Origin of the sequence: Endozoicomonas sp. ALE010 (genome assembly GCF_049310165.1) — a bacterium.
Classification (GTDB): Bacteria; Pseudomonadota; Gammaproteobacteria; order Pseudomonadales; family Endozoicomonadaceae; genus Endozoicomonas.
Genome location: NZ_JBLYNV010000009.1, coordinates 19,347 through 45,750, shown reverse-complemented (window position 1 = coordinate 45,750; position 26,404 = coordinate 19,347). Strand labels below are relative to the sequence as shown.

Below are 26,404 nucleotides of genomic sequence, written 5' to 3'. Positions count from 1 at the left end.
AGCCTTGCTTCCCTGTCCCGTATTCGCTTGATTGCCTTTCATGGTTTATTCCCCGATTTCTGATGTGAAATCAAATCCTGTTTATTCACTGGCGGCCTTTAGAAAACGCTCGTTGGTAACGAGTCCCTCAACACTGAATACGACATAGTGTTGATCTTTGATATAGGAGCCCTGGGTAAATGGATGAATATTTTCCGGAATGGTCGCCGGTATCTCATCTGCGTGGCTGCCGACGGTAAACTGCTGCATACCTTTTACTTCATCAACGATAAGGCCAACGGAAATGTCTTTCTTCTCGATAACAAGTATCCGGTTGTTATGATTGGGTTGACTGGCAACATAACTGGCCTGGTTACCTTTCAGAAAGTCGCCCAGGCTGACGACGGGTATCAGACGTCCCCGGACATTCGCTAATCCCCTGACCCATCGTTGCACACCGGGCAATGGCGTTGTCTGGGGAACGGGAAGAATCTCAGATATTGAACCAACCTGAACCATATAATGCTGGCCGTCCAGCACAAAGCTGACACCCTTCCAGTAGCTCAGATCAGTTTGCTCTATCGGGATTTGAGCACTGTACAGGGAAGCACTTTGCTCAAGTGTCTCCAGATAGTCGAACGGATGACTGGAGTTGCTCATAGTACTCCTTTCCTTCATTGTTCCCTTGACAATTGACCGTGACGAATGCGGGATAGCCCTCGTGTCCGAAAGGGTTTTTCGGAGTAGCCGGGCCTGATTCAGGCCGCAGCATCACTCAGGACTTCGTTCAGCGTTTCCAGAAGCAGGGTTTCCTTAATGGGCTTGGTCAGATAGTTTCTGGCTCCCTGTCGCATGCCCCAGACGCGATCCGTTTCCTGATCTTTGGTGGTGACAATAATGACCGGAATGTGTCCAGTACTGCCATCTTTGGAGAGTTGTCGGGTGGCTTGAAAGCCGTTCAGGCCGGGCATGACGATATCCATTAATACCGCATCAGGCTGCTCTGCCCGGCAGAGGGCGACACCATCGGCACCGTTGTCAGCCGTCATTACGGTATGACCATGTTTCTCGAGCATTGCGCTCAGCTGGTACAGTTCGGTTGGTGAGTCGTCAACAATTAATACCTTAGCCATAAATCCCCCGGGTGTTTTGGCCTGAATAAGGGCCGCACCAAACTTGCTTACTTGCTTTTATTTATTTTCTGAGCCCTTCCGGGTCTCATTGACAGAGACGTCGTCATGGGCTTCCCATTTACGTACGGTTAAACGGCCAGAGCATAGTCAGGGCAGTGTTCCCGAATCGTTGTGAACAGTTCATCACGGCTGAATGGCTTGGTCAGGTAGTAATCTGAACCGGCAATTCGTCCTCTGGCACGGTCGAAGAGACCGTCCTTACTGGAGAGCATGATGACGGGAATCTGTTTAAATGCGTTGTTATTTTTAATCAGCGCACAGGTTTGATAGCCGTCCAGACGAGGCATCATGATATCGACAAAGATGATGTCCGGTTCGGACTCGGCGATTTTTGCCAAGGCGTCAAAGCCATCGGTGGCGGTAACCACCTGGCAACCCGCCTTGGTTAGAAGTGTTTCAGCTGTACGACGAATCGTCTTGCTGTCATCGATGATCATGACCTTGAGGTCTGTTCCGCTACCTTGCATGTTTTACCCCTGGCAATCCGCAGAAGAAGCGACAATGGTTCGCTGCCATTCTTTTCTTGTTGGTCCGTTCCCAGTGGCTTAATTCTGTTTTAACCGGATATCTGGACCGTTTAATATCCTTTTTTATCATAAGTTGGTCATTGCTGACCAGAAACGTAATGGTTACAAGTCACGATTTTTCCAACCAACTGTAAAGTCCCCACGGTTCATGGCGATGTATCTAGATAATAAATCTCCGTGCGAAAGAGACAGGGACCTCCATGAACCGTTTTCAATTTCTGCTGATCAGCGTGTTTTCTGGCCTGCTTGGATGGAATGCTGACGTCTCAGCTGAATCTCTGGAAGAAGCACTGGGCCAGGCTCTGCGTTCAAACCCTCAGGCAAAAGTCGCTCTTAGCCGTCTAAAGGCTGAGAGAAAAAATATCGATGCTGTCGCTGCCGATTTCTGGCCAACGATTGATCTTGCGGCCGGTATCGGCAGACAGCAAAAGGATACCAGTCCAGATACCGATGGGGACAAGCTCACCCGCAAGGAAGCTTCATTTTCTCTGAAACAGAACCTCTTTGCCGGTTTTAATACCTGGTACAACGTGAAGGGTGCCCGTAAAGGTGCTGAGGCGGAGCACTGGCGACTCTACTCTACACTGGAAGATCTGGCGCTGCAGGTTATCAATGTCTATCTCAAAGTGCTTGAGCGTCGTGACCTGGTGGAACTGGCAGAAGAAAACCTGGACATTCATCACGAAATTTTTGATCAGATTGAGCGTCGTGCCCGTCAGGGGGTGGCCCGAAGCTCTGATTTGATTCAGGTAGAGGGGCGGCGGGCAAGAGCAAATGCCAATCTCATCAGTGCCAGAAATAATCTGATGGATGCTGAAAGTGAGTACCGTGCCCTGGTCGGGCATAGTCCCGGTGATTTGGAGTTTCCCGGCTTTGCACATCTTGATTTGCCAGAAGATTTGCAAAATGCCATTAAAAACAGCAGGCAGGATCACCCCAATGTCAAAGCTGCTGAAATGGATGTTGAATCATCGGAACACGCATACTCTTCCCGTAAAAGCAGTTATCTGCCATCACTGGATGCTGAGTTAGACCAAAGCTGGAGGCGCAATGCCGATGGCCAGCTGGGTGATTATGGTGATACGGTCGCCATGGTTCGGCTTCGCTACAACTTATTCCGTGGCGGCGGTGATCAGGCTCGCTTGCTGGAGAGTGCCCATCAGGCAGAAGAGCGGCGCTCCGAGAAAGCCAGGGTCATGAGAAATGTCGAAGAAACAATGCGTATCAGCTGGGCGGCTCTGCAGTTTATTGGCGCACAACGTGAGTATTTATTGCTTCATGAAGATGCCAGCCGGGATACGGTTGCGGCATACCGGGAGCAATTTAACATTGGTAAGCGGACACTGCTGGACTTGCTGGACAGCGAAAATGAATTATTTCAGTCAAGCAACAGTTTAACGTCCGCCATCTATCAGGAAACCTATGCCCGTTACCGTGTTCTGGCGGCGGTGGGCAGGCTACTGGAAAATGTGGAATTTTCTATCCCGAAAAGCTGGCATCTGGATGGTTAGAAAACGTCGTATTTTCTAATCGGTCAGCCTTCTACAGGAGGATTATTGCGAGTGTCGACACCTATGGCGTTTGGGCTGGATCAGCTGCCCATGCTTCATCTTTGGCTTGGAAGGTGTGAAATGGGGTGATGTAGATACTGTGTTATTAAGCACCTGACCTTTCTGATATGTCCTTTCCCAGCTCAAGCTGGCCTCCCTGGATTATACCCAAACAACGATTTAGAAAGAGAAGCTATAAACAGGGCGAAGTGTTTTTGTCTGAATCGTAATATAATACGCCGCTTCCAATTTTATGTGTTTTAGTAAATCAGTGGCTTGCCTGTGCTTGGTCGGTAGTTAAGTAGTTGGTTAACATCTTATTATGCTGTCGTCAGTTTTCTGATAAGCCCGAAACGGAATGTTGCTCATGAGCAGAACTGATAATGCAGTACAACGCTTTATCTTTGAAAATACCGATATTCGCGGTGAAATTGTTTCCCTTAACCACAGTTATGTTGATGCCCTGGCTGCCCATAATTATCCCGAGGTGGTCAGACGCCTGCTGGGGGAGTTGGTGGCCTCTGCCCTTCTGTTGAGTACAACACTGAAATTTGAGGGGCTGCTTACCCTTCAGGCCAGAGGTGACGGGCCATTGACTTTGCTTATGGTGGAATGTACCGACCAGCGGTCGTTCAGAGCGGTTGCACAATTCAAGGATGATCTTTCTGAGGGAACGCTTCAGGAGCTTCTGGGCAAGGCAAGCCTGTTGATTACCGTGGACCCGGTCAAAGGTAAGCGTTACCAGGGCATTGTTCCCCTGGAAAAGGAAACGCTGTCAGCCAGTCTTGAAGACTATTTTACGCAATCCGTGCAGTTGCAGACTCGCCTGTGGCTGGCCTGTGATGGCCAAACCTGTGGCGGTTTTCTGTTGCAGGCTCTGCCCGCCAGTGTTGAGCTTTCCGAGGACATTCGCGCTGAATCCTGGCAGCGCATGATGGCTCTTGCTGAAACCACTCAAGATGCTGAGCTGCTGGAGCTGGATCATGAAACACTGCTGGTCAGACTGTTTCATGAAGAAACTGTCCGTATTTTTGACAAGGAGCCTGTTCGTTTCGTCTGCACCTGTTCTCAGGAAAGAAGTGCAAAAATCATCAGCACTCTGGATCGCAAAGAAATTGAGTCAATTATTGAAGAAGAAGGTCAGGTGGCGATGGACTGCCAGTTCTGCAATCACCAATATGTCTTTGGTAAAGATGACATCGATTCAATCTTTAACGAAAAACCACAACTTCACTGAAGTTTTCTGATTCCTCTCCTTCCGATCCGGTCAGGAATTCCATTGAATTTCTGGCCAGTCAGAGTAAAAGGCGACAGTATTCGTCTGTATTTTCTTCCAGTGACTGATGATAAATTTGACTCGGGGCAATACTTTTAAGCCGACAAAGGTTTAACGTTTTTACCAGACTCAATTAACCAAGAGGCGTGATGAGGGGGTCTATAACCTGTAATTCCAGAGTTATATTTCAATAATAGATCCAATACCCTATCATAGCACGTCACAAAAATTACCATAATCTAACAACACAAAACGTTAAGTTGAGCGTATTGCCTTAGGAGAACTTTGCATGGCCCATGTAAACGTAAAGGAAGCTCTGGCTGCTGTCGGAATCAAGGATGTCATTGATGTGGTTTATAACCCTTCTTATGAAACGCTGTTTGAGGAAGAGACCCGTCCGGAGCTGGAAGGTTATGAACAAGGGGTAGTTACTGAAATGGGGGCAGTGTCGGTGGATACCGGTATCTTCACTGGCCGTTCTCCGAAGGACAAATACATCGTCAAAGACGATACAACCCGGGATACCATCTGGTGGTCAGACCAGGGTAAAAATGATAACAAGGCAATTACTGAAGAAGTCTGGGCAGATCTTAAATCACTGGTAACCAATCAACTGTCCGGCAAGCGTCTGTTCATTATTGACGGTTTTTGTGGCGCTAATCCTGAAACACGCCTGAGTGTGCGTTTTGTGACCGAAGTGGCATGGCAGGCTCACTTCGTCAAGAACATGTTTATCCGGCCCGGCGAAGATGAGCTGCAGGGCTTTAAACCGGACTTTATTGTCATGAACGGTGCCAAATGCACCAACCCGAAATGGCAGGAGCACGGTCTCAACTCGGAAAACTTTGTGGCATTCAATCTCACGGAGCGGATCCAGGTGATTGGTGGTACCTGGTATGGCGGTGAAATGAAGAAAGGGATGTTCTCCATTATGAACTACCTTCTGCCGCTCAGAGGCATAGCGTCCATGCACTGTTCTGCCAATGTGGGTGAGCAGGGTGATACTGCCATTTTCTTTGGCCTGTCCGGAACGGGGAAAACCACACTCTCTGCCGATCCCAAGCGTGCCTTGATCGGTGATGATGAACATGGCTGGGATGATGATGGCGTGTTCAACTTTGAAGGCGGCTGTTATGCCAAGACCATTAACCTGAGAGAAGAAAATGAGCCTGAGATTTTCCACGCCATTCGTCGTGACGCGTTGCTGGAAAACGTAAGCGTTGATGCCCAGGGTAACATTGACTTTGATGATGGCTCAAAAACCGAAAATACCCGGGTTTCCTATCCGCTGTATCATATCGATAACATTGTTAAGCCGGTTTCCAAGGCTGGTCACGCCAAAAAAGTGATCTTCCTGACTGCCGATGCTTTTGGTGTTTTACCGCCGGTCGCCCGTCTGACCCCTGAGCAGACCAAGTACCACTTCCTCTCCGGTTTTACCGCGAAACTGGCGGGCACTGAGCGTGGTATCACGGAGCCAACACCGACGTTCTCTTCTTGCTTCGGTGCTGCCTTCTTGTCACTGCACCCAACCAGGTATGCTGAAGAGCTGGTTAAGAAGATGGAAGCCCATGGCGCTAACGCTTATCTGGTAAATACGGGATGGAATGGTACCGGCAAACGCATCTCCATCAAGGCAACCCGGGCGATCATTGACGCCATTCTGGATGGCTCTATCGATAAGGCCGAAACCAAAACGCTGCCTTTCTTCGGATTGCATGTACCGCAAAGTGTTGCTGGCGTTGATGGCAGTATTCTGAACCCTCAGGATACCTATGAGGACCCGGCAGAATGGGAGCGTAAGGCACACGACCTGGCGGATCGATTTATCACCAACTTTGTTAAGTTTACCGATAACGAAGAAGGTAAGGCGCTGGTAGCTGCCGGTCCATCACTGGGCTGATAGGTATACAGTTCCGTGGGAAGGACGGGGCAATAATCTCCCCGTCCTGGGTGATAAGTAGTTAACCAAATGAAATCATATATTTCTGACTAAGTTGTCAGTCACTCTGCGGCGTTGCAACTCCGGTCACATAGCTACGGCTATGCTCCCTACGTTGCGCCTTGCATAGCAACTGCCCACTTAGCCAGAAATATACGATTCCATTTGGCCAACTACTTATACTCCCTCGTCGGGGCTGTTTAAGATTGTCTCTCTCTGGCAGGAATTTTCCAGAGCAGCGCAGTAGATCCTTTCGGTATGAGGCACGTTAGATCATTGGCGCAGTGAATTATTAAATAATCACCATCGGGGCTAAATTTGGCCCCTCTAACGCGATGATCCAAGATTATCAGTTCTTCATCTATCCATTCACCATCATCACCCTTGCACCAGAGTTGCACAAAACCCGGCTTGTGATGATCCTGCTGAATGTCTTTGCTGCCATAGGTCAGAAAGCGGTTATCTGTCCCATTAAATTCGGCACCTCTGAGGCCATAGCCATCAGGGATGGTCACAGCATGTTTGATCCACTTGCCATCGTCATTGCGCCAAAGGATGTAGGATTCAGAGTCTGTGGTAAAGTGAAGGGCACAGGCCATACGCCCTGAGGGTGAAAACCGGCTGTCATCGACTCTGCCTTCAAGTTGAACCACCAGCTGTTCCTGCCATTGGCCCTGGCTGTCGAGGCTCTGGATTTTCACCGTGTTATCATTAAGGCTGCTGGTCAGTACACTGTCCTCCTGATGGTTGAAGGCAGCGTTGTCGATGGCTCCCTGATGACGTATCCATGCCTTGTTAATCAGGTTGCCTTCCCCGTCATCACCCCAAATGCAAACGTCACTGGTTTGCTTGCCGTAGCTCAGGAGAAAATTCTCGAAGGGGCTGAAGATGGCTGTGTCACTGCCGATGTGCCTGAAGCACTGACCTTTATCCAAAGTGTCATCATTACGGTTGCAGTTACAGAGTATAAAAGCACCACGATTGAGATAGGCCAGTAATTTACATCCGGAGGGGCTGAAGTCGACATAATTGCAACCCGGAATCGTTTTTTTATCTACCCAGTCACCGTTATTGTCATAACCGGAGATTATAACGTTTTTGGCTGTGTCTCTGGTCAGTGCATGCTGCTCATCACTGCTCAGGAGGGCAGCTTTGAGTTCCACGTGGCTATGCATGACCGTTTTCACCTTAAGACAGTTGTTCTCATCGTTAAAGCCCCAGATGGTCGCTGATCTGTTGTTATTGAGGGTCAGTAAATAATTGTTCGTGGTCTTGAAGGGCGGTTTCTTAAGCTCAGTTTGCATGGCGCAAATGATCTCTAATGGCTGGCGTTGTCGGGTCCACCGGCCGTTACTGTCCAGACGCAGTACGTTGATTTTGAGATTCCTTGGGTCGAAGGTCACAATTTTATCATGCAACGGGCTGAAACTTGCAGTCACTGGCGGATGGTTTTTTTCAAGTGGGTTGTGTGCAAGTGCCGCCACCTCCTCCCAACAGCCATCATTATTCAGCTTACTCACTTTGACATCGCCATCGTCACAGAGGCTCAGAAGCGTATCTTCTGACGGGTTTAGCTGACCAAAAATCTTTTGGGAACCCTCGATCTTCCCGTTCTTCGACCAGTTGCCATCCGGATCTTGTCGCCAGGTTCTCAGACTGAAATCTCTTAAGCTGTCGCAACCCGTGATTAACAGATTCTTACCCGTTGGGCTGATACTGACCTCCTGAATATAACAACCAAAGCTGGCCTTCAGTTTGAATTCAAGACGATTTGTCCGGCATTGAAAAATGTCACTCTTCCGGGGGGTAACAGAGCCAGGCTCAATACGACTATCGCCCGGTATCATCCCGGTATGGGGCTGTTCATGGGGTTGCGATGCATCGGCCACACTGGCGTCTGGTGAAACATAACTGGTGGAAAAATTCAGCCTGACAATGTTCGGTTTACGATCACCAATATCTGTATCTGTGATGGCCACCCATCCGGGTGGTAAATCCAGTTTCAACCGTTTGAGCGATTGAGTCTGTTTGGGGACTTCTGAAATACTTTTGTTAAATTTAGCCACTAACCTGGATACTGGCTCCAGACCGTTAATTAATGCCTGTTGGTCTTTTGCCAAATTCCTTGGGGTGGCGTTACCAAGCGAACCGCTGAAGTGACTCTGTGCTGATGGTTCCATAATAACTCCGGTATATTGCCGCAAAGTGAATTTACAGGACCATTGATCAGTAGCATCCAATGGATATTTGACTCGTCATGCTGTTGCCTGTCTGAGTCATCAGTATTTGAGCTGTAGATCAGTAAACAGGGAAAAAGTTCCTGCCTTAGGCATTTTCCGGTACTCTGAAGGTTTGTTTGCATACAAATGGTTCAGTTTCGTTATAATTCCGGGTTTTCTGTGGTCATTAGCGTGTCTTTATGGCTTGAATTTTTCAGGTAAAGATAGACATTGATTACCGGCTGGATGCAGAAATGGTGCTGTTTCTGAGCATTTTCTGGAAACTGTCCTATTGTTTTGATTCCCATGATGAGTGTGTTTTATGCAGAGTATCTCCCAGCGTATAGCTGATGAGTTGGGTGCCAGACCTGAACAGGTCACCAGTGCTGTACAGCTGCTTGATGATGGCTCTACGGTGCCTTTCATTGCCCGTTATCGAAAAGAGGTCACCGGAGGTCTGGACGATACTCAGCTGAGAACGCTGGAAGAACGTCTTCGTTATCTGCGAGAGCTGGAAGAGCGCCGTGAAGCCATTCTCAAGAGCATTACCGAACAGGACAAGCTGACGCCTGAACTGGAAAAAGATATCCGCTCCGCAGAGACCAAAACCCGCCTGGAAGACCTTTATCTTCCCTACAAGCCCAAACGCCGTACCAAGGCTCAGATTGCCCGTGAGGCGGGTCTGGAGCCTCTGGCCGATCTGCTGTTCGATACCCCGGAAAAAGCGCCTGAGGTGGAAGCAGCGGCTTTTGTTGACGCAGATAAGGGCGTAGAGGATATCAAGGCAGCTCTGGAAGGTGCCCGCTATATCCTGATGGAACGTTTCAGCGAGGATGCCGAACTGCTGGGTCAGCTGCGTGAGCTGCTATGGGATGAAGGCATCCTGAGCAGTCGTGGCGTTGAGGGTAAAGAAGAGGAAGGTGCCAAGTTCCGCGATTACTTTGAGCACGATGAGCCACTGAAAACTGCTCCGTCCCATCGGGCGCTGGCCATCTTCCGTGGGCGAAATGAAGGGGTATTGCAGGCTAACATCCGCCTCGCCAATGAGCCGGAAGACCGTCGTGAAACCCATCCCTGTGAAAAGCTGGTGGCTGATTTCTGGAAGGTTGAGCATAAAGGCCGGGCGGCAGATGACTGGTTGAAGGATGTGGTGCGCTGGACCTGGCGGGTTAAGTTGCTGTCTCAGTTGGAAACCGAGTTAATGACTCGCATCCGCGAAAATTCTGAAGATGAAGCCATCAAGGTCTTTGCCAAGAACCTGAAAGACTTGCTGCTGGCGGCACCTGCTGGCCTCAGGCCAACCCTGGGTCTGGATCCGGGCTTGAGAACCGGTGTGAAGGTTGCCGTGGTGGATGGTACGGGTAAATTGGTCGAGCATACGACTATTTACCCCCATGCTCCCCAGAAGAAATGGAAGGAGGCCCTTGGCACTCTGGCCACCCTCTGTCTGACCCATCAGGTTGAGTTGGTCAGTATCGGTAATGGCACGGCATCCCGTGAAACGGACCGTCTGGCTGCTGAACTGATGCGCAGCTATCCAAAACTGGGCCTGACCAAAATTGTGGTCAGCGAAGCCGGTGCATCCGTGTACTCTGCATCTGAACTGGCTGCCCGTGAATTCCCGGACCTGGATGTTTCTATCCGTGGTGCCGTATCCATCGCCCGTCGTTTACAGGACCCTCTGGCCGAACTGGTTAAGATTGAGCCGAAATCCATCGGGGTGGGCCAGTACCAGCATGATGTCAGCCAGATCAATCTGTCCCGCTCTCTGGAAGCGGTAGTTGAGGACTGTGTAAACGCGGTAGGTGTTGATCTTAATACCGCTTCCAGCGCCCTGCTGGCACGCGTATCGGGCCTTAACCGAACTCTGGCCGACAACATCGTTGCCTATCGCAATGAAAATGGTACCTTCAGAAGTCGTAAGGACCTGCAGAAAGTGGCCCGGTTTGGTGCTAAAACCTTCGAGCAGGCCGCAGGCTTCCTGAGAGTAATGAATGGTGATAACCCTCTGGACAGTTCTGCCGTGCACCCTGAGGCGTATCCAGTGGTAGAGAAGATTGCCAACCAGTCAAGCCGGGATGTGCGAGCCCTGATCGGGGACTCGGCTTTCTTAAAGGGCCTGAATGCGGCGGACTTTACCGACGAAACCTTTGGTCTGCCCACCGTTACTGACATCATCAGTGAGCTGGATAAGCCTGGTCGTGACCCGCGTCCGGATTTCAAAGCCGCCGAATTCAAGGATGGCATTGAAGATATCCGCGATCTGAAGCTGAATATGGAACTGGAAGGCGTGGTCACCAACGTCACAAACTTTGGTGCGTTTGTGGATGTTGGCGTCCATCAGGATGGTCTGGTGCATATCTCCGCGTTGTCTGAAAACTTCGTTAAAGATCCCCGTGAAGTGGTAAAAGCTGGCGATATCGTTAAGGTCAAAGTCATGGAAGTGGACGTTGCACGTAAGCGTATCGGACTTTCCATGCGGATGTCGGATAAGGCCGAAGAGCGTGCTGAAGCTCGCCAGCAACCACGGCAAGCCAGAACCGAAAAGCCTGCAGCTCGCAGCAAGCCACAGAAAGCCGGTCAGTCCGGAAATCGTGGTAAAAAGCAGGATTCAGGTGGTACTTTTGCCGACTTGTTTGCCAATGCGAAACAACTTCGCAAGTAAACAAACTCAGAGAAAAAGCCGGTTTTGACAGTGTCTGCAAAGACACTGTTAACGGCGATGTTTGCCTGCCAACGAAAGAGCCAGACAAGCCTTTGTCTGGCTTTTTTTAGGGGATTTAGACAATTCAGGCTGGTATTATATGGACGACAGGACGAGGCTGTCGCACAGGCTCCCGGGCCAAAACGTAATATGCCAGGAATGATTACCCTTCGCAGTTTCGGAAAATGCCGTTGATCTGTCTTTTGCGACAACCTCAGGCGGTGGTCAGCTGCTAAGCTGATTGCTATTTTATCAGGCTCATTCAGGTTGTCTTGCCCGGTTTGAAGCTGAGTACTTATGAGAGTTCGTTCATGGTGTCGTGGTCGCGGGTATCCGTGTTGCCAATTAGAATCATCTCTCTGAACGAATGTTATAGATAATTATTATTGGATCTGTACCTTGGCTACTGAGTATCAGGATCGTCTGGAGCTTTTCCAGTCCAGTGCTAACCATTCAGTTCTTCATGGCATCTGCCATGGTATTGAGCGTGAAAGTCTCAGGGTTACCTCAGATGCCCGTCTTTCCCGGAAAAATCATCCTGAGAAACTGGGGCGTGCATTAACCCACCCTTATATCACCACTGACTATTCTGAAGCATTGCTTGAATTCATAACACCGGTGCACAGCCGCATCAGCGATACGCTCTCCTTTCTGGAGCAGCTGCACCAGTATACCTGCCAGAATATGGCAACAGAGTTCCTCTGGGCCGGCAGTATGCCGCCGCTGCTGGAAGGGGATGACAGTATTCCTATCGCGCAGTATGGGAGTTCCAATATCGGGGTAATGAAAAGTGTTTATCGTGAAGGGCTCTGGCATCGCTATGGCAAGCCAATGCAAACCATTGCCGGTATTCACTACAACTTCTCTATGCCAGAAGAGTTCTGGGCCCTGTTACAGCAGTCCTCCGGACAAGAGGAGATCAGCGCTCAGGACTTCAGGTCAGCGGGTTATTTTTCCCTGATCCGGAATTTTCTGCGTTACTCGTGGCTGCTAATGTACCTGTTTGGGGCCTCTCCAGCCGTTAGCCGAAGTTTTTTTGCCGATAGCGGGGTTCAGTCAGGCCTGCAGGCGCTGGATAAAGACTCGCTTTTTCTTCCTTATGCGACGTCGTTACGTATGAGCGATATGGGGTACAGCAATCACGCCCAGTCTTCCCTGAAAATTTGTTACAACACACTGGAAGAGTACGTGGACAGCCTTTCCAGCGCCATTCGCACACCATACCCTCCCTATGAAGCCATTGGTCTGAAACAAGACGGTAAATACCTGCAACTGAATACCAACCTGTTGCAGATAGAGAATGAATATTACAGCACCATTCGCCCCAAGCGGATTGCCCGTTCCGGTGAAAAACCAGTGACCGCCCTGCGCAACGAAGGCGTTGAATATGTTGAGGTACGTTGCCTTGATATCAACCCCTTTGAACCAATGGGACTGAGTGAGCAGGATGCCCATTTTCTGGATGTTTTCCTGGTCTACTGTTCGTTGCAGAACAGCAATCCTATTCATGCCGATGAGTGTGATGAGGTCAGCAATAATTTCAAAACAGCGGTTACAGAAGGCCGCCGCCCGGGTGTCGAGTTAAGACAGCAAGGGCAGCCTGTCCTGCTCCAGAGCTGGGGGCTACAGCTGCTGGATGACATGTCTCCCATTGCTGAGATTCTTGACCAGGCAAACGAATCATCAACGTTTGTTGAGAGCCTGTGTGCGCAAAGAGAAAAGCTGAAAGATGCCGCTTTAACCCCTTCTGCGCAGGTGCTTAATACCCTTGAAACCGGAGATTCCGGTTATCTTGAGTTGATGATGTCTTTATCGGAAAAGCACTCCAAACGCTTCTCTGAGCACGATCTGAGCGATGAACGAATAGCCTACTTTGAACAGCTTGCCCAGCGCTCTGTTGCTGATCAGCTGGCAACAGAAAACAATGATAGCCGTGACTTTGATACGTTCCTGCAGGAATATAAGGCAGCAGAATAGTTCCTGAACCATTGCCTTTAGTCAGTCGCCGGTGGAAAGGACTCTCTGGCGAATGTCTGAGATTAGAGCGTGGCAGTGAGGGTGGCAGAAATTAATAGACAGTACCCGGCTCCATCTTTAAATCAGACTTTGGAAAGTTGCTTTTATCTGGATGAAATCAGGATACTGCCAGCAGTATCTGAACTAGTATCAGAATCTGGAAATTAAAATAATTTTTTTTAATTAAATGGTTTTTTTTTAGTTGAAAAAGTTGTTGGACTACCATGAAAACTCCCTGAAACCATTGGATTCATAACGTTCCTGCAAAACTTGCAATTTAAATTGTGTTGTGTTTTGAAAAATAAACGCTTGCCGCAAAAAATTCACTGTCATAACCTAGCATCTGAGCTGCCTGACAAAGGCGCTTACGAGGTCCCCATTCACGCAGAAGAGATCTAATTGTTAAAGAGGAACTGTCTATCATGCTGGAGGGTTGCCAAACGGCTAAAGAACGTTGGGGAGGTGTATCAGAAATTATTGATCGCTGGCTCAACGAGCGTCAGGAGCTGATCGTCCTTTACTGCTCCATCAATGGAATGGATCAATTTGATGATGACAAGCGTCCGGTAGTCAGTAAATTAAAGGAACTGTGCCAGATTCTGGTGGATTATGCGTCAGCTGGTCACTTTGAGGTTTACGAGCAGTTGATTCAGGAAGCCCGGGAATTTAATGATGGGGGCGTTGAACTGGCTCATACGGTGCTGCCAAAGCTTGAAGAGAATACCTCAAGATGTCTGAAATTTAATGACAGTTGTGAATCAATCAGCTCTCTGCAAAAACTCCAGGGCGCTGTATCGGAATTAGGTGAAACGCTGGCAGAACGTTTCAGTCTTGAAGATAAAATGATAGAAACTCTGCATGAATCCCACCGGGAAAGGCTCACGGGATCATGATGTTCAGATCAGATGAGGACAAACTGTATTCAGACCATACAGTCGCTTTGTCCTCATTTCATTTTTAACTGCTTTTGTTCACATCCCTGAGTTCTACCTTGAAAATAATTGCCTCATTAGGTCCGATGATTCCGGGAATACCGCTGGAGCCGTAGGCCAGAGTCGAGGGAATAAAAAGCTCCCAGGTAGAACCTTCAGGCATTTTCTGTATTCCTTCTGTCCAGCCCGCGATAACCCGGTTTAACTGGAAAGTGGCGGGTTGGTTTCGAGTGTATGAGCTTTCGAAAAGGGTTCCGTCTATCCGGCGGCCTTCATAGTGAACGGTTACATGATCAGTAAGGGATGGCTTGATGCCAGTACCTTTTGTCAGTACCCGGTACTGCAAACCGCTTTCCAGCACAACAATGCCTGGTTTTTTGCTGTTTTCTGTCATAAAAAGCTGGCTTTTTTCCAGGCTCTCATGCGCTGCTGCCTGGTACTGAACCTGTTCGAGGTTTTTCTTTTGCACCTGCGCTAAATCTATAAAGTAGGTGACTTCATCCTGTGACAGCTGTAAAACCTGGTTGCCAAGATTATCCTCTACCCCCTGGATAACGGCGTTAACATTGATCCCATCAAATTGTTTCAGTTGCTCTGCCATGGACACTCCGAGGCTATAGCTTAATTTGTCATTGTCTGTTTCCAGAGCGGCAAATGAACACAGTGAGTAAGAGAACAGGGTAACGCTGGCAAGCGCTTTGAAGATCATATTTACACTCTTTCTGATAAATTTGTATCCTGCGTTTTGGCACAGTCTTTTCAGTACAGGTAACTCTGAGCCCTATCATTTAGTAAATTTGTTTTTTTGGCAACCCCGGACGAGGGTTGTGTAATGAAAAAGTGCCTTATTTAAAGTGTTTTTCGAGATAATGAATATGAAAAATACACGTCCTCTTCTATCTATCTGTTTTAGGAAAATGGAATTTAATTAGAAAAAAAACAGAGAGAAAGCTAAAAAAAAATTTGCAGATGACGAATAAGCACTCTATGTTGGAATTAAAACTGGATATAAATTATTCAGTTTTTATTACGATGTACTAACTACTAGTAGATTGGTTAAATTAAAACGAGGGACGACCCAATGCCTGCAACAAGGAAGACTGCAGCTAAAAAAAGCACTGTCAGGAAGGCTGCTGCTAAAAAAGCTCCTGCTAAAAAAACCACTGCCAGCAAGACCGTTAAAAAGGTCGACATGGTGAAAAAGTGGGAAAAAGAAATCGACGCACTGAAGAAAAAGCTGGAAAAAGCCAAAGAAGCCTTGAAAAAGGCCAAGGCCAGTGCCAAGAAAGCTACTGCTAAAAAAAGCACTGCTAAAAAAGCCACTGCCAAGAAAAAGGTAGCGGTAAAGAAGAAAACTACTGAGAAGAACGCCACCGTCAAAAAGGCGGCAGCCAAGAAAAAGACAGTAACCAAGAAAAAAGTGGCTGTTAAGAAGAAACCAGCGGCCAAGAAGAAAGTAGTAGCAAAGAAGAAACCTGCCACTAAAAAGAAAGTAGCTGCCAAGAAAAAGCCAGCAGCCAAAAAGGCAGTTGTGGCTAAGAAGAAGCCTGTAGCTAAAAAGAAAGTGGCCGCTAAGAAAAAGCCAGCAGCCAAAAAAGTAGCTGCCAAGCGGAAGGCTCCAGCCAGAAAAGCAGCTGCAAAAAAGTCTCCTGCTAAAAAGAAGTAACATAGTTGGTAACTCGAAGCTCTAAAGGGGGAATTCTATTCCCCCTTATTATTTTTGTATCTTCACTCTTTTCTCCTCTCTAGATATTCGATTCCTCTGAGTTACCTGTCCGCATTGAAAGACAGTTGTCACTTAATCTTCGCAAACCCGATACCTCAGTGAAAGCAGTTACCAGGAACCAACCCAAAAACTGTGGCTGGGACATGACTCATGATGAAAGTACCTGGGCTGATAGGTTTTGGATCTTTGCCCTGATTTGAAATGAGTCTGATCGATAGCTATTACGGTAATAGCATTCATACACGCTATTTCCTTGAAATAAGTATCGGGAACTAAAATCTGCAAATACAGTCTGAACAGAATAAAACAAAAGGGTATTTAACATGATTGATGGAATCAACCCTTTCACGATCCAGACAAGCAGCCCGGAAGCAGAAAAATGTTCTGTCTGCCTGATGGCCTTCGGCAGAGATGTGGCTACTCTCGTCACTGGCGTGTGTAAACACACCTTTCACACTGATTGCCTTAAAAATTCTCTCATTGCACAAAAACAATTCGCAAATAGGACTACCTGTCCACTTTGCAGAACGGATTTATCGAGTTTGGCAAAAGCATTAGTCAATTCAGCTACCACGGGCCAAGGGGAGCATGGGCAGGGCAGGCCTGACTCAGTGCCCCAGCGGGATATCAACCAGAATGCTCTTGTTTATGTAGATCGCATAAGGGAGCAACAAAGGGAACGCGCAAGGGCGCGCTACCAAAATGACCCTGCTTATGCACAGTACCAGAGGAGGCGACAAAGTACATACCAGGCGGCGCGTAGCCAAATTGATCCTGTTTACGCCGAGCGTGAAAGGGCACGCAAAAGGGAGCTGCAAAGGGCACGTTATCGGAATGATCCCGCTTACGCAGAGCGCGAAAGGGAACGTAAAAGGGAGTATAGGCAGCGCCAAAGGGAGCGTTACCAGAATGAGCCTGCTTACGCAGAGCGCCAAAGGGAACGTGAAAGGGAGTATAGGCAGCGCCTAAGGGAGCGTCACCAGAATGACCCTGCTTATGTCGAGCACCAAAGGCAACGCCAAAGGGAACGTGAAAGGGAGTATAGGCAGCGCCAAAGGGAGCGCCAACAGAATGACCCTGCTTATGCCGAGCACCAAAGGCAACGCCGGAGGGAAAGTAATAGGGCTCGCAGGGAGAGAAACCAGAGAGTCAATCAATTGCAATCGGTTGCAACGGTAAACTCTGTAGCAACAAGGGTGCTGGGCACGAATCAAACGAACGAAAGCACTAATTAATCCTTTCCTACCGGTCATCGACTCTTGGGAGTTACTATAGATAAATTGAACAAGGTGTTTAAGATTTGGCTTTTTGTTCAAAGAATTTTTTGCCTTCTCTGAGCTGGCGGTTTATACCGTCACCCAGTCTTTGCTGCTTCGATGATACCCTCTTGCAGGTAGCAGTATGTTTTTTCCGGCGTCACGATAGGCCTCTCCTTTATTATTAGCCTGATCGGTCGTCCACAATTAGACCATGTCAATGATCACATTGAATTCCATCAGCCTTTTAAGGTCTGGCAAGCTCCTTCTGGAGAATGCATCAACAATTATCCATTCCGGTCAGCACGTTGGCCTTGTGGGTGCTAATGGGTGTGGCAAATCAAGCCTGCTTGCGTTGCTTACCGGAGATTTGCAACCTGATAAAGGTGAACTCGCGTTTGATAAGGGGCGTGGACTGGCGCATATGGCTCAGGAAATTGATGTCCTGGACCGAAATGCCGTGGATTATGTATTGGATGGTGATATTGAGCTGCGCCGGATAGAGCAGGCGATTACTGAGGCAGAAGCGGCAGGAAAGCACGAAAAACTGGCCGATCTCCATGAGCAACTGCTGAGTGCCGATGGTTACACAGCCCGTTCCCGGGCAGAACAGTTGCTGCATGGATTGGGCTTTAATCACCAGGTACTGAACAAAAATGTCCGCGACTTTTCCGGTGGATGGCGGATGCGCCTGAATCTGGCCAAGACCTTGATGTGCCCGTCAGACATTATGTTACTGGATGAACCCACCAACCATTTGGATCTTGATGCCATTGTCTGGCTGGAAAACTTTCTCAAGCGATACCCGGGAACGTTGCTGGTTATTTCCCATGACCGGGATTTTCTCGATGCCATTACGGATCACACACTCCATATAGAACATCAGACACTGTTCCAGTACCGTGGCAACTATTCAGCTTTTGAGCACCTGCGCGCACAGCGACTGCAACAGCAGCAGGCTGCCTTTGAGAAGCAGCAGAAACTGCGGGCTCATATGGAAAAATTTGTTGAACGTTTCAGGGCCAAGGCGACCAAAGCCAAGCAGGCTCAAAGTCGCCTGAAGGCGCTGGCAAGGCTGGAAGATATTTCAGCGGCCCATGTGGATTCACCGTTCTCTTTTGCCTTTCCGGAAGCCGATAAGATGTCTGCACCGTTACTGGTACTGGATACGGCTGAGCTCGGTTATGGTGATAAGCCGTTATTAAAACTCAGCATCAATATTCAACCTGGCAGCCGTATCGGGCTCCTTGGTGCGAATGGCGCTGGTAAGTCAACCCTGATCAGAACACTTGCCGGGGAATTGCCACTGATTTCGGGCAAGGTCCATCTGGGAGAACACTTAAGCATTGGCTACTTCGCCCAGCACCAGCTGGAGAGTCTGGATTTCAATGCCAGCCCTCTGCTTCATCTGCAAAGGCTTTCGCCGGAGGCCAAAGAGCAGACGTTGAGAAACTTTCTTGGCGGGTTTGGTTTTCATGGTGATAAGGCCCTGGAGTCGATTCAGGGGTTTTCCGGTGGTGAGAAAGCGAGACTGGCTCTGGCGATCATTGGCTGGCAGAAGCCAAACCTGTTGCTGCTTGATGAGCCAACCAACCATCTTGATCTTGATATGCGTCTGGCCCTGACCATGGCCTTACAGTCATTTGAGGGGGCGGTGATTCTGGTTTCCCATGACCGAAACCTGATTCGCAGCACCACCGACGAGCTTTATCTGGTTCATGATGGCCGGATGGAAGAGTATTCAGGTGATCTGGATGACTACAGCCAATGGCTGGATCATCTTCGCTCTAAGGAACGTAATGAATCCCGAAGCGCCAGAAACGAAGAGAATGGCGGGGAACTGGTTGGCTCTTCACAACAGAACGCACAACAGAAGAAAGACATACGACGCCAGGAGGCTGAAAGGCGAAAAGCACTAAGGCCGTTGAAGCAAAAAGCGGAGCAACTGGAAAGTCAGCTGGAAGACCTGCAATCGTCCCTTGAACAGGTTGAAGAACGGCTCTCTGACCCTTTGATATACGAAGAAACCGCCAAAGAAAAATTGAAAGAGCTGCTAACCCGGCAAACAGCACTTAAACAGCAAGCCCTGGAAATAGAAGAGGCATGGATGGAAGCCCTGGAGGCCATCGAAAACGCCGAAACCAACTAATAAAATTGTGGGGCATGAATGCCCCATAATTTTATGCGACAGCTTCCTGCTCGCTGGCTTCTTCCTCTGTTACGATATCCAGCTTACCCAAAAGAGCACTCACACGGTCACCCCATGCGCTGAGTTCCTGCTTAAGCTGGATATTTTCTTCTTCAAGGCGGGTATTAGCAGACCTGAGGTCTTCTACTTCCATTCTTGACAGTTCCAGTTTGTCAATCAGGTTCTGGAGTCTTGATTCAAGCTGGCCTAGGGATTCAATAGACATAACGACATTTGCACCGAGAGGTCTGTGAAAAGTATTTAATAGTTTGCACTATTGCGGAAAGTTACGATAGCACGTTTTTATCGGTTTTGATCACGGTTTTGATCACAAGAGTTTACCGCTATTAAGAATACTTCAGTAAAGCCTGACTATACTAGGTTTAATTCAAGATAATCGTTGAATTTACCGGTAGTTGAATTTATCGGTATCAGTGCCATGCATTTTAAAGCAGAGCAATCTGTTGCCTTGTGGGCCCATTCCGAATGAAGTTTCATTGCAGGATAGTCCTTCATAGGAAGACAAGTACCCAGAAGCCTGTCGCTTCGGGAGTTCCAAATGAGCAAGACTTCTCAGCCCTGTGCCAGAATTATTTCAGCCTTGAATGTTGAAGATGAGGCGATTCGGGCCTTCTATATTTCCCTGATCAACAACCAAAGTGTTGATGAATACATTAATGAACGACACCTGCACTTTTGCTCAAGACAGGTTGAAGGTTACTTTTTGAGCCATGTCCTGGCGTTGACCGAACTGGCTTTGGAGTTGCCTGTCGTCAGGACCTGATGGCCCACCGCCAGGCGCTGGTCAGACATCAATCCCGGATAAGCTGACAAAAAAAAATGAAGACGATAAACTGCCTGCAATTTCTGCTGCTCTCGTCGTGTGAGAGCGCTCTTTAATGAATAATAAGCCTGAAGCGCCATAGTGAACCACCATAAGTAAAGTTAAGCGGATTGGGAATTTGCTATGGCCAGGAAAGGGATACAGGAAGTTTATGCCTGAATTGATTCCTGCCGATTCGGTTGGTCTCGTAGCGCCCATTGCGATACCGTTTGATCAGCCCCTGTCGTTGAACTGTGGCGAACAGCTGGACAAGTTTCAGCTGATGGTCGAAACCTATGGTGAGCTGAATCAGTCCCGCTCCAATGGGGTACTGATCTGCCATGCCCTCAGTGGTCACCATCATGCGGCAGGCTATCACAGCATGGCAGATCGCAAGCCCGGTTGGTGGGATAACTTTATTGGCCCGGGAAAACCAATCGATACCCGCCGGTTCTTTGTTGTCGCCCTCAATAATCTGGGGGGATGCCATGGCAGTACGGGGCCGACCAGCATCAATCCCGAAACCGGCAAACCTTATGGGCCAGACTTTCCGGTGGTCACTGTCGCAGACTGGGTTAACAGCCAGGTCATGCTGGCTGACCATCTGGGTATTTCCCAATGGGCAGCAGTGATCGGTGGGAGCCTGGGCGGGATGCAGGCACTGCAATGGAGCATTGCCTATCCCGAAAGACTTCGCCATGCCGTTATCATTGCTTCTGCGGCCAGGCTGTCGGCCCAGAATATTGCCTTTAATGAAGTGGCCCGGCAGGCCATCATGTCCGATGATCAGTTTGCCGGTGGTCGTTACCTGGAAGCGAACAACATTCCCCGCAAGGGATTGGGGCTTGCCCGCATGGTGGGGCATATCACTTATCTGTCTGATGATGCCATGGGGGCCAAGTTTGGTCGTGAGCTGAAAAATGACGGCTTCAGTTACGATTACAATGTTGAGTTCCAGATAGAAAGTTATCTTCGTTACCAGGGGGAGAGTTTTTCCGGCAGCTTTGATGCCAACACCTATCTGTTAATGACCCGGGCACTGGATTACTTTGATCCGGCCAGTGACTATGACAACAGCCTGCCAGATGCGCTCAGCAGGGCGACCGCCAGATTTTTTCTTGCTTCGTTCTCAACCGACTGGCGTTTCTCCCCCGAGCGTTCAAGAGAGATGGTCGATGCACTGATGAAAGTGGATAAGGATGTGACGTATCTTGAAGTGGATGCTCCCCAGGGGCACGATGCTTTTCTGATGGATATTCCCCGCTACGTGCGAGGTTTGTCGGCCTATTTGCATCGGGTAGCGGAGGAGTGCTTATGAGCCGGGGGGATTTTGAGATTATCAGGAACTGGGTTGCCCCGGGCAGCCGGATTCTCGACCTGGCCTGTGGTGATGGACAGCTGTTGCACGAGCTTCAACGAGAGAAGCAGGTCAGTGGCTATGGTCTGGAAATTAATGCCCAGGATATTGAAGCCTGCATTGAGCGGGGGGTAAACGTTATTGAACAGAACCTGGATCGCGGGCTGGGCAACTTCAGGGATGGTAGCTTCGATACCGTGATTATGACCCAGGCACTTCAGGTGATGCACTTCCCACACCTGGTGCTGGAGGAGATGCTCAGGGTTGGACGGGAATGCATTGTCACTTTTCCTAACTTCGGCCACTGGCGCTGCCGCCTCTATCTTGCCGCCTATGGTCGCATGCCGGTCTCGAAGTTTATGCCTTATACCTGGTATGACACCCCCAATATTCACTTTTGTACCTTCAGGGACTTTGAAGCGCTGTGCCGGGAGAAAAATTACCGGGTGTTGAACCGAATGGTGGTGGATCAATCGTATAAAAGCGGCCTTGCGGGGCGTGTCTGGCCAAACCTGATGGGTGAAGTGGCCATTTATCACTTGGGAACGATCCTGAAATAGTTTCACATTTTTACAGACGCTCCCCGCTGCCCGCCTCCCGCTACCCGAAAAGCCGAAATTGCTTGTGCTTTTGCGGGCAGTGGGTGGCGGGAAGCGGGCAGCGACCCTCTCCAGGACTGTGTAAAATGATGAAGTTATTCTGGAACAAATCAAAAAACCGGAGAATTGCATAATGGCGATGCTGCGCAGTATTACGTCAATGACTCAGCGTTGGATGGCATGTCTGGCCCTGCTGGTGTTGGGCGTTGTCGGGATGGTTAATCCGGTGACGGCTGACAGCCAGATTCCGGAAGCCCGGGTGATGAGTCAGGAACCCATTGAAATGGGCAACTACCGGATCTATTTCAGTGCCTTCAACAGTACATTTGTGCCGCCTGGTATTGCCGAGCAATATAGTCTCCGTCGAGGAAGCCGGTACGGTATTGTCAACATTGCCATTCGTGATGTTTCATCCGATGAACTGGGTACCGCAGTCACCGGCAGGGTCAGTGGCCACACCATGAACCTGCTGACTCAGAAAAGCAGCCTGAAGTTTTCTGAGGTCAAAGAAGGCAGTGCGATTTACTATCTGGCCGATTTTAAGTTTTCAGATGAAGAGCTGCTAAAATTTGCCATAGATGTTAAGCCTCAGGGCAGCTCGCGAAGCGAGACACTTCGCTTTGAACAGATTTTTTACCATTAAAATGTCGCCTGTTAGTTCTGTTTGTGTTGCAGGTCAGACATTTTAATCAGGGGTCAAGTGCAAAATTGTGGGAAACAGTATGAATGAGGGGATTCGCAAGGTGGTGCTTGCCAGTGGTAATCAGGGCAAGCTGGCGGAGTTTCAAAAGATGTTCGAGCCCCTGGGGATTCTGATGCAGCCCCAGAGTGAGTTTGGTATCGGTTCAACCTGGCCGGAAGCGGAAGAGACGGGCCTGACCTTTATTGAAAATGCCATTATCAAGGCCCGCTATGCTGCCGGAATATCAGGCCTTCCGGTTATTGCCGATGATTCGGGCCTTGAGGTTGATTACCTCAATGGCGAGCCGGGCATCTACTCTGCCCGTTATGCAGGACCCGACGCTTCCGCTGCTGATAATAACCAGAAGCTGTTGCATCGATTACAGGGGGTTAAGTCGGCCGAGCGAACCGCACGATTTCACTGTGTGCTGGTTTACCTGCGTCATGAACATGACCCCACCCCGGTTATTGCCCATGGCCAGTGGGAGGGGTATATCATTGAAGAAGCCCTGGGAGAACACGGGTTTGGCTATGACCCCCTGTTTCTGGTGCCCGCAGAACACTGTACGGCGGCGGAACTGCCTTCAGAGTTAAAGAATCAACTGAGCCACCGGGCCCAGGCATTGCAGCAGTTGGTTGCCCGCCTCAAGGAGAGAAAACACTGAAGCCTGCTTCAGTGCTGTTAACATGCTTAAGCTTCCTCCCCTTAGTCTTTATATTCATGTGCCATGGTGCGTGAAAAAGTGTCCTTATTGTGATTTCAACTCGCACAGGATCACCGGCGATATTCCTGAAGATGCCTACATCAAAGCGTTGCTGCATGATATCGACAACGAATTGGACAGCGTCCAGGGACGCCCGATCCATTCCATTTTTATTGGCGGTGGCACTCCCAGTCTGCTGACGGCAAACGCTTATCAGCAGCTGTTTAACGGCCTTCAGGCGCGGGTAAGGTTCTCGGATGATATTGAGATCACCATGGAAGCTAACCCCGGTACCTATGAGCACGATCGCTTTCAGGCGTATCTGGAGGCGGGTGTGAACCGGCTCTCACTAGGTGTACAAAGCTTTCAGGATGAGAAGCTGGCCGCCCTCGGGCGTATTCATTGTGCCGATGAAGCGCGACAGGCCATTGCCGCAATCACCAGCCATGGCTTCAGCAATATCAATATCGATCTGATGCATGGTTTACCGGGGCAATCTCCGGAGGATGCGCTTTACGATCTGAAGCAGGCCATTGACCTTAAGCCAGCGCATATCTCCTGGTATCAGCTGACCATTGAGCCCAATACGGTTTTCTACACCAAAACACCGGCATTGCCGCCGGATGATACGCTCTGGGATATTCAGGAAGCCGGGCAGGCCCTGTTGGCATCAGCGGGGTTTCAACAGTATGAGATTTCTGCCTACAGTCAGCCCGGGCGTCACTCAAAACATAACCTGAACTACTGGCAGTTTGGTGACTATATCGGTATCGGTGCTGGTGCCCATGGAAAGTTAACCCATGCATCTACCGGGCTGATTTACCGTAACTGGAAAACCCGCATGCCGGCAGATTACCTGGCAGCCGACAGCTATATTTCCCATGCCTTTGAGGCAGGGCGACGCGAGTTGGAAGCCGATGAGCTGCCCATCGAATTTATGATGAATGTACTGCGACTGCATGAAGGCGTTGATGCACAGCTTTATGGTGAGCGAACGGGACAGACATTAAGCGGTATCCACCAGCAACTGAAACTTGCCCGGCAAAAAGCGTTGCTGGAATCTTTAGAGTCGAGGCTCAAGCCTACTCCTGCCGGTCGGCTTTTTCTGAATGATTTGCTGGAATTGTTTGCGTGAGTGATTCGCTGGGGCGTGGTCAGGTATTGCCGGTTCTGTTGGGCTCGTCTGCTGGAGACATGGAGATATTTATTGCTAAGGTGACAAGCCTTCCGCGATCCGATTTTATCTCTTTTGTTGCCTCTATAAACTTATGAACACACTTTTGTACATCATCTCTGAAGTTACCAATATCCGCAGGGGGCAGGCTGCCAATATTTTTTGTTTGGTATTGAGAGGCCAACATATTCAGGCTGCCTTGACTGCTATTAAAGGCCATAGCAGCGTTCCATGTTGATGTTGCTCTCCAGGAGAGTTGTTTGTACACATCCAGTAAAGCCTTTCGAAGAGATTGAAGACTTTTGCCCACGTTGATTGTCGCGCACTTAATATGCTCCTCCACTACTAATTCTATGGTTGGTGCAATATTTTCAGGTGTGTGCAGCACCTTACAGGTTGATTGAATAGTTATTCCCGGAGTGTTCGGGCAGTTCTCAGGGAGTTGCCTTTCACAGCTGAGCACAGGAGGTTGAGTCAACGTTGTAGCAGAGGATCTCTGCCAAAAAGGCTCGAGATTTTTTTTAAATGGCTGGTCAATGCCTACCACAAATTCTTTATTGGCAGCTCCTTCTTTTACCTTAAATTCAGCTTTTCTCTGGCACATCCGTTGCCCCATCTCCTGCAACTGATTCTCAAAACCACCGGGCTCCGCAGGCCTGGGTCGGGTTGGTAGCTCGCAGCAGCTTATCCTTGCTTTTTGGGAAATGGTTCTGGTGGAGTTTGTTTGGCCTGATGCGCCCAATAACGTACGGTTACTGGTATTGGATTCTGTTCTGCCTGATAAGGAATGACTGTCCCGTCGTGAGTTTACCGATGGTTGTCGGGGCTTATAACCGGAATGTGCAGAGATTGAAACTGGCAGGGGGGTAAATAGATTTTTTACTGTGGTTACAGACGTTGCCTTGCTGCCATTATTCAAAAGATTTGGCCGACTCCGTGCCGGTTGCGATGATGGTCTGGCCGATTGTTGATCATACTTTGTCTTGCCATGGCTTTTAAAATGGCCGGAGTGAGCCGTGGTTTTTTTCGTCGTTATACTATGTGCCGTTAACTCTCTCGGGTTTTTCGTCACGGACTCGTGGTGCCGGGGAGCCGTTGGTAGTTGTTTATCTGCCTGAACCTCACTGCGTTTTGGCGGTTGATTTGGACGTCGCTGCCCTGGCATTTCCGTGGCAGAAAAATTCTGGATGGGTTGAAAAGGGTTTGGACGAAGCGGATCTGCCATTTTATACACCCATTAAGTGAATTTAATGGGTATATAGATGTTTATTCTATAAGATAGTTTTAGATCGAGTAGCACCTTATCCTCAAACTGAAATTGAGAACCGCTATAATTTGCCCGCAGGGTTATATATTGCCATCGACGTTTACCTGCTAACGTTACAGGGCAGTCTATTCTCGGTCAGGCTCCTAGGAGGCTGTCCGAGAATAGCGCCCGTAGCGAGGATGGCAGAAAATTGAGGATAAAAAGTCGGAAATTTTTAGTGAATAGTGGTTCTATTTGCTAAAAATTTCCGACTTTTTAGACCAATTTGCTGCCACCGCAGTAGGGCAGTCT

22 protein-coding genes and 1 pseudogene are annotated in these 26,404 nt (G+C 49.0%); 16 read left to right on the top strand and 7 right to left on the bottom strand.

Annotation, left to right across the window (positions count from 1 at the left end):
• Nucleotides 1-81: 81 nt before the first annotated feature.
• From ACO6UY_RS06145 to pilG, 3 genes are all read right to left on the bottom strand, one after another.
• Entirely contained in the window at nucleotides 82-639 is a 558-nt protein-coding gene (locus ACO6UY_RS06145) for a chemotaxis protein CheW (protein ID WP_422461034.1), read from the bottom strand.
• 98 nt (nucleotides 640-737) lie between these two features.
• Nucleotides 738-1,112 carry a twitching motility response regulator PilH gene (gene pilH, locus ACO6UY_RS06140; RefSeq protein ID WP_101745267.1) on the bottom strand — a complete coding sequence of 125 codons (375 nt, stop codon included), beginning with the start codon at nucleotides 1,110-1,112 and terminating at the stop codon, nucleotides 738-740.
• Nucleotides 1,113-1,240: 128 nt separating this feature from the next.
• Nucleotides 1,241-1,639 carry a twitching motility response regulator PilG gene (pilG, locus tag ACO6UY_RS06135; RefSeq protein ID WP_101745268.1) on the bottom strand — a complete coding sequence of 133 codons (399 nt, stop codon included), beginning with the start codon at nucleotides 1,637-1,639 and terminating at the stop codon, nucleotides 1,241-1,243.
• 260 nt (nucleotides 1,640-1,899) lie between these two features.
• Here pilG and ACO6UY_RS06130 point away from each other — a divergent pair, with 260 nt between their 5' ends.
• The 3 genes from ACO6UY_RS06130 (at nucleotide 1,900) to pckA (ending at nucleotide 6,428) form a co-directional block, all read left to right on the top strand.
• Nucleotides 1,900-3,210 carry a TolC family outer membrane protein gene (locus ACO6UY_RS06130; RefSeq protein ID WP_422461036.1) on the top strand — a complete coding sequence of 437 codons (1,311 nt, stop codon included), beginning with the start codon at nucleotides 1,900-1,902 and terminating at the stop codon, nucleotides 3,208-3,210.
• Nucleotides 3,211-3,616: 406 nt separating this feature from the next.
• Nucleotides 3,617-4,486 carry an Hsp33 family molecular chaperone HslO gene (hslO, locus tag ACO6UY_RS06125; RefSeq protein WP_422461037.1) on the top strand — a complete coding sequence of 290 codons (870 nt, stop codon included), beginning with the start codon at nucleotides 3,617-3,619 and terminating at the stop codon, nucleotides 4,484-4,486.
• A 328-nt stretch (nucleotides 4,487-4,814) separates the two neighbouring features.
• Nucleotides 4,815-6,428, top strand: coding sequence for a phosphoenolpyruvate carboxykinase (ATP) (gene pckA / locus ACO6UY_RS06120; protein WP_422449686.1), 1,614 nt, complete (start codon nucleotides 4,815-4,817; stop codon nucleotides 6,426-6,428).
• A 239-nt stretch (nucleotides 6,429-6,667) separates the two neighbouring features.
• On the opposite strand, the gene ACO6UY_RS06115 is transcribed toward pckA, so the two are convergent.
• Nucleotides 6,668-8,647, bottom strand: coding sequence for a hypothetical protein (locus ACO6UY_RS06115; RefSeq protein WP_422461039.1), 1,980 nt, complete (start codon nucleotides 8,645-8,647; stop codon nucleotides 6,668-6,670).
• A gap of 361 nt (nucleotides 8,648-9,008) precedes the next feature.
• Between ACO6UY_RS06115 and ACO6UY_RS06110 the strand changes: the two genes are divergently transcribed.
• From ACO6UY_RS06110 to rsd, 3 genes are all read left to right on the top strand, one after another.
• The gene (locus ACO6UY_RS06110) at nucleotides 9,009-11,351 is read left to right on the top strand and encodes a Tex family protein (RefSeq protein WP_422461041.1); all 2,343 of its coding nucleotides are present in this window, start codon (nucleotides 9,009-9,011) and stop codon (nucleotides 11,349-11,351) included.
• Between the two features lie 438 nt (nucleotides 11,352-11,789).
• Nucleotides 11,790-13,367, top strand: coding sequence for a glutamate--cysteine ligase (gshA, locus tag ACO6UY_RS06105; RefSeq protein WP_422461043.1), 1,578 nt, complete (start codon nucleotides 11,790-11,792; stop codon nucleotides 13,365-13,367).
• A 461-nt stretch (nucleotides 13,368-13,828) separates the two neighbouring features.
• On the top strand, nucleotides 13,829-14,299 hold the full coding sequence (rsd, locus tag ACO6UY_RS06100; RefSeq protein WP_101745275.1) for a sigma D regulator: 471 nt from the start codon (nucleotides 13,829-13,831) through the stop codon (nucleotides 14,297-14,299).
• A gap of 64 nt (nucleotides 14,300-14,363) precedes the next feature.
• Here rsd and ACO6UY_RS06095 read toward each other — a convergent pair whose 3' ends face one another.
• Nucleotides 14,364-15,047, bottom strand: a complete 684-nt coding sequence (locus ACO6UY_RS06095) for an FKBP-type peptidyl-prolyl cis-trans isomerase (protein WP_422461045.1) — start codon at nucleotides 15,045-15,047, stop codon at nucleotides 14,364-14,366.
• A gap of 372 nt (nucleotides 15,048-15,419) precedes the next feature.
• On the opposite strand from ACO6UY_RS06095, the gene ACO6UY_RS06090 reads away from it, so the two are divergent.
• From ACO6UY_RS06090 to ACO6UY_RS06075, 4 genes and pseudogenes are all read left to right on the top strand, one after another.
• Nucleotides 15,420-16,004: a hypothetical protein gene (locus ACO6UY_RS06090; protein ID WP_422449691.1), complete on the top strand. Its 585-nt coding sequence runs from the start codon at nucleotides 15,420-15,422 to the stop codon at nucleotides 16,002-16,004.
• A gap of 383 nt (nucleotides 16,005-16,387) precedes the next feature.
• Nucleotides 16,388-16,579, top strand: a pseudogene (locus ACO6UY_RS06085) (RING finger domain-containing protein); the annotation flags it as partial.
• Between the two features lie 27 nt (nucleotides 16,580-16,606).
• On the top strand, nucleotides 16,607-17,299 hold the full coding sequence (locus tag ACO6UY_RS06080; RefSeq protein WP_422450568.1) for a hypothetical protein: 693 nt from the start codon (nucleotides 16,607-16,609) through the stop codon (nucleotides 17,297-17,299).
• 241 nt (nucleotides 17,300-17,540) lie between these two features.
• Nucleotides 17,541-19,469 carry an ATP-binding cassette domain-containing protein gene (locus ACO6UY_RS06075; protein WP_422449692.1) on the top strand — a complete coding sequence of 643 codons (1,929 nt, stop codon included), beginning with the start codon at nucleotides 17,541-17,543 and terminating at the stop codon, nucleotides 19,467-19,469.
• A 31-nt stretch (nucleotides 19,470-19,500) separates the two neighbouring features.
• On the opposite strand, the gene ACO6UY_RS06070 is transcribed toward ACO6UY_RS06075, so the two are convergent.
• Nucleotides 19,501-19,734: a cell division protein ZapB gene (locus ACO6UY_RS06070; protein ID WP_101745279.1), complete on the bottom strand. Its 234-nt coding sequence runs from the start codon at nucleotides 19,732-19,734 to the stop codon at nucleotides 19,501-19,503.
• A gap of 333 nt (nucleotides 19,735-20,067) precedes the next feature.
• Between ACO6UY_RS06070 and ACO6UY_RS06065 the strand changes: the two genes are divergently transcribed.
• The 6 genes from ACO6UY_RS06065 (at nucleotide 20,068) to hemW (ending at nucleotide 24,807) form a co-directional block, all read left to right on the top strand.
• Nucleotides 20,068-20,292 carry a hypothetical protein gene (locus ACO6UY_RS06065; protein WP_101745280.1) on the top strand — a complete coding sequence of 75 codons (225 nt, stop codon included), beginning with the start codon at nucleotides 20,068-20,070 and terminating at the stop codon, nucleotides 20,290-20,292.
• Between the two features lie 211 nt (nucleotides 20,293-20,503).
• Nucleotides 20,504-21,649, top strand: a complete 1,146-nt coding sequence (metX, locus tag ACO6UY_RS06060) for a homoserine O-succinyltransferase MetX (protein ID WP_422461047.1) — start codon at nucleotides 20,504-20,506, stop codon at nucleotides 21,647-21,649.
• Nucleotides 21,646-22,248, top strand: coding sequence for a methionine biosynthesis protein MetW (gene metW, locus ACO6UY_RS06055; RefSeq protein WP_422449694.1), 603 nt, complete (start codon nucleotides 21,646-21,648; stop codon nucleotides 22,246-22,248). Before metX ends, metW begins: the two co-directional genes overlap by 4 nt.
• A gap of 199 nt (nucleotides 22,249-22,447) precedes the next feature.
• The gene (locus ACO6UY_RS06050; RefSeq protein ID WP_422449695.1) at nucleotides 22,448-22,930 is read left to right on the top strand and encodes a DUF4426 domain-containing protein; all 483 of its coding nucleotides are present in this window, start codon (nucleotides 22,448-22,450) and stop codon (nucleotides 22,928-22,930) included.
• A gap of 79 nt (nucleotides 22,931-23,009) precedes the next feature.
• On the top strand, nucleotides 23,010-23,633 hold the full coding sequence (gene rdgB / locus ACO6UY_RS06045) for an RdgB/HAM1 family non-canonical purine NTP pyrophosphatase (protein ID WP_422449696.1): 624 nt from the start codon (nucleotides 23,010-23,012) through the stop codon (nucleotides 23,631-23,633).
• Between the two features lie 22 nt (nucleotides 23,634-23,655).
• Complete coding sequence (gene hemW, locus ACO6UY_RS06040) at nucleotides 23,656-24,807, top strand: radical SAM family heme chaperone HemW (RefSeq protein ID WP_422449697.1); 1,152 nt, start codon at nucleotides 23,656-23,658, stop codon at nucleotides 24,805-24,807.
• Between the two features lie 19 nt (nucleotides 24,808-24,826).
• Here the strand turns inward: hemW and ACO6UY_RS06035 are convergent, their stop codons facing one another.
• Entirely contained in the window at nucleotides 24,827-25,462 is a 636-nt protein-coding gene (locus ACO6UY_RS06035; RefSeq protein WP_422489384.1) for a hypothetical protein, read from the bottom strand.
• Nucleotides 25,463-26,404: the final 942 nt, after the last annotated feature.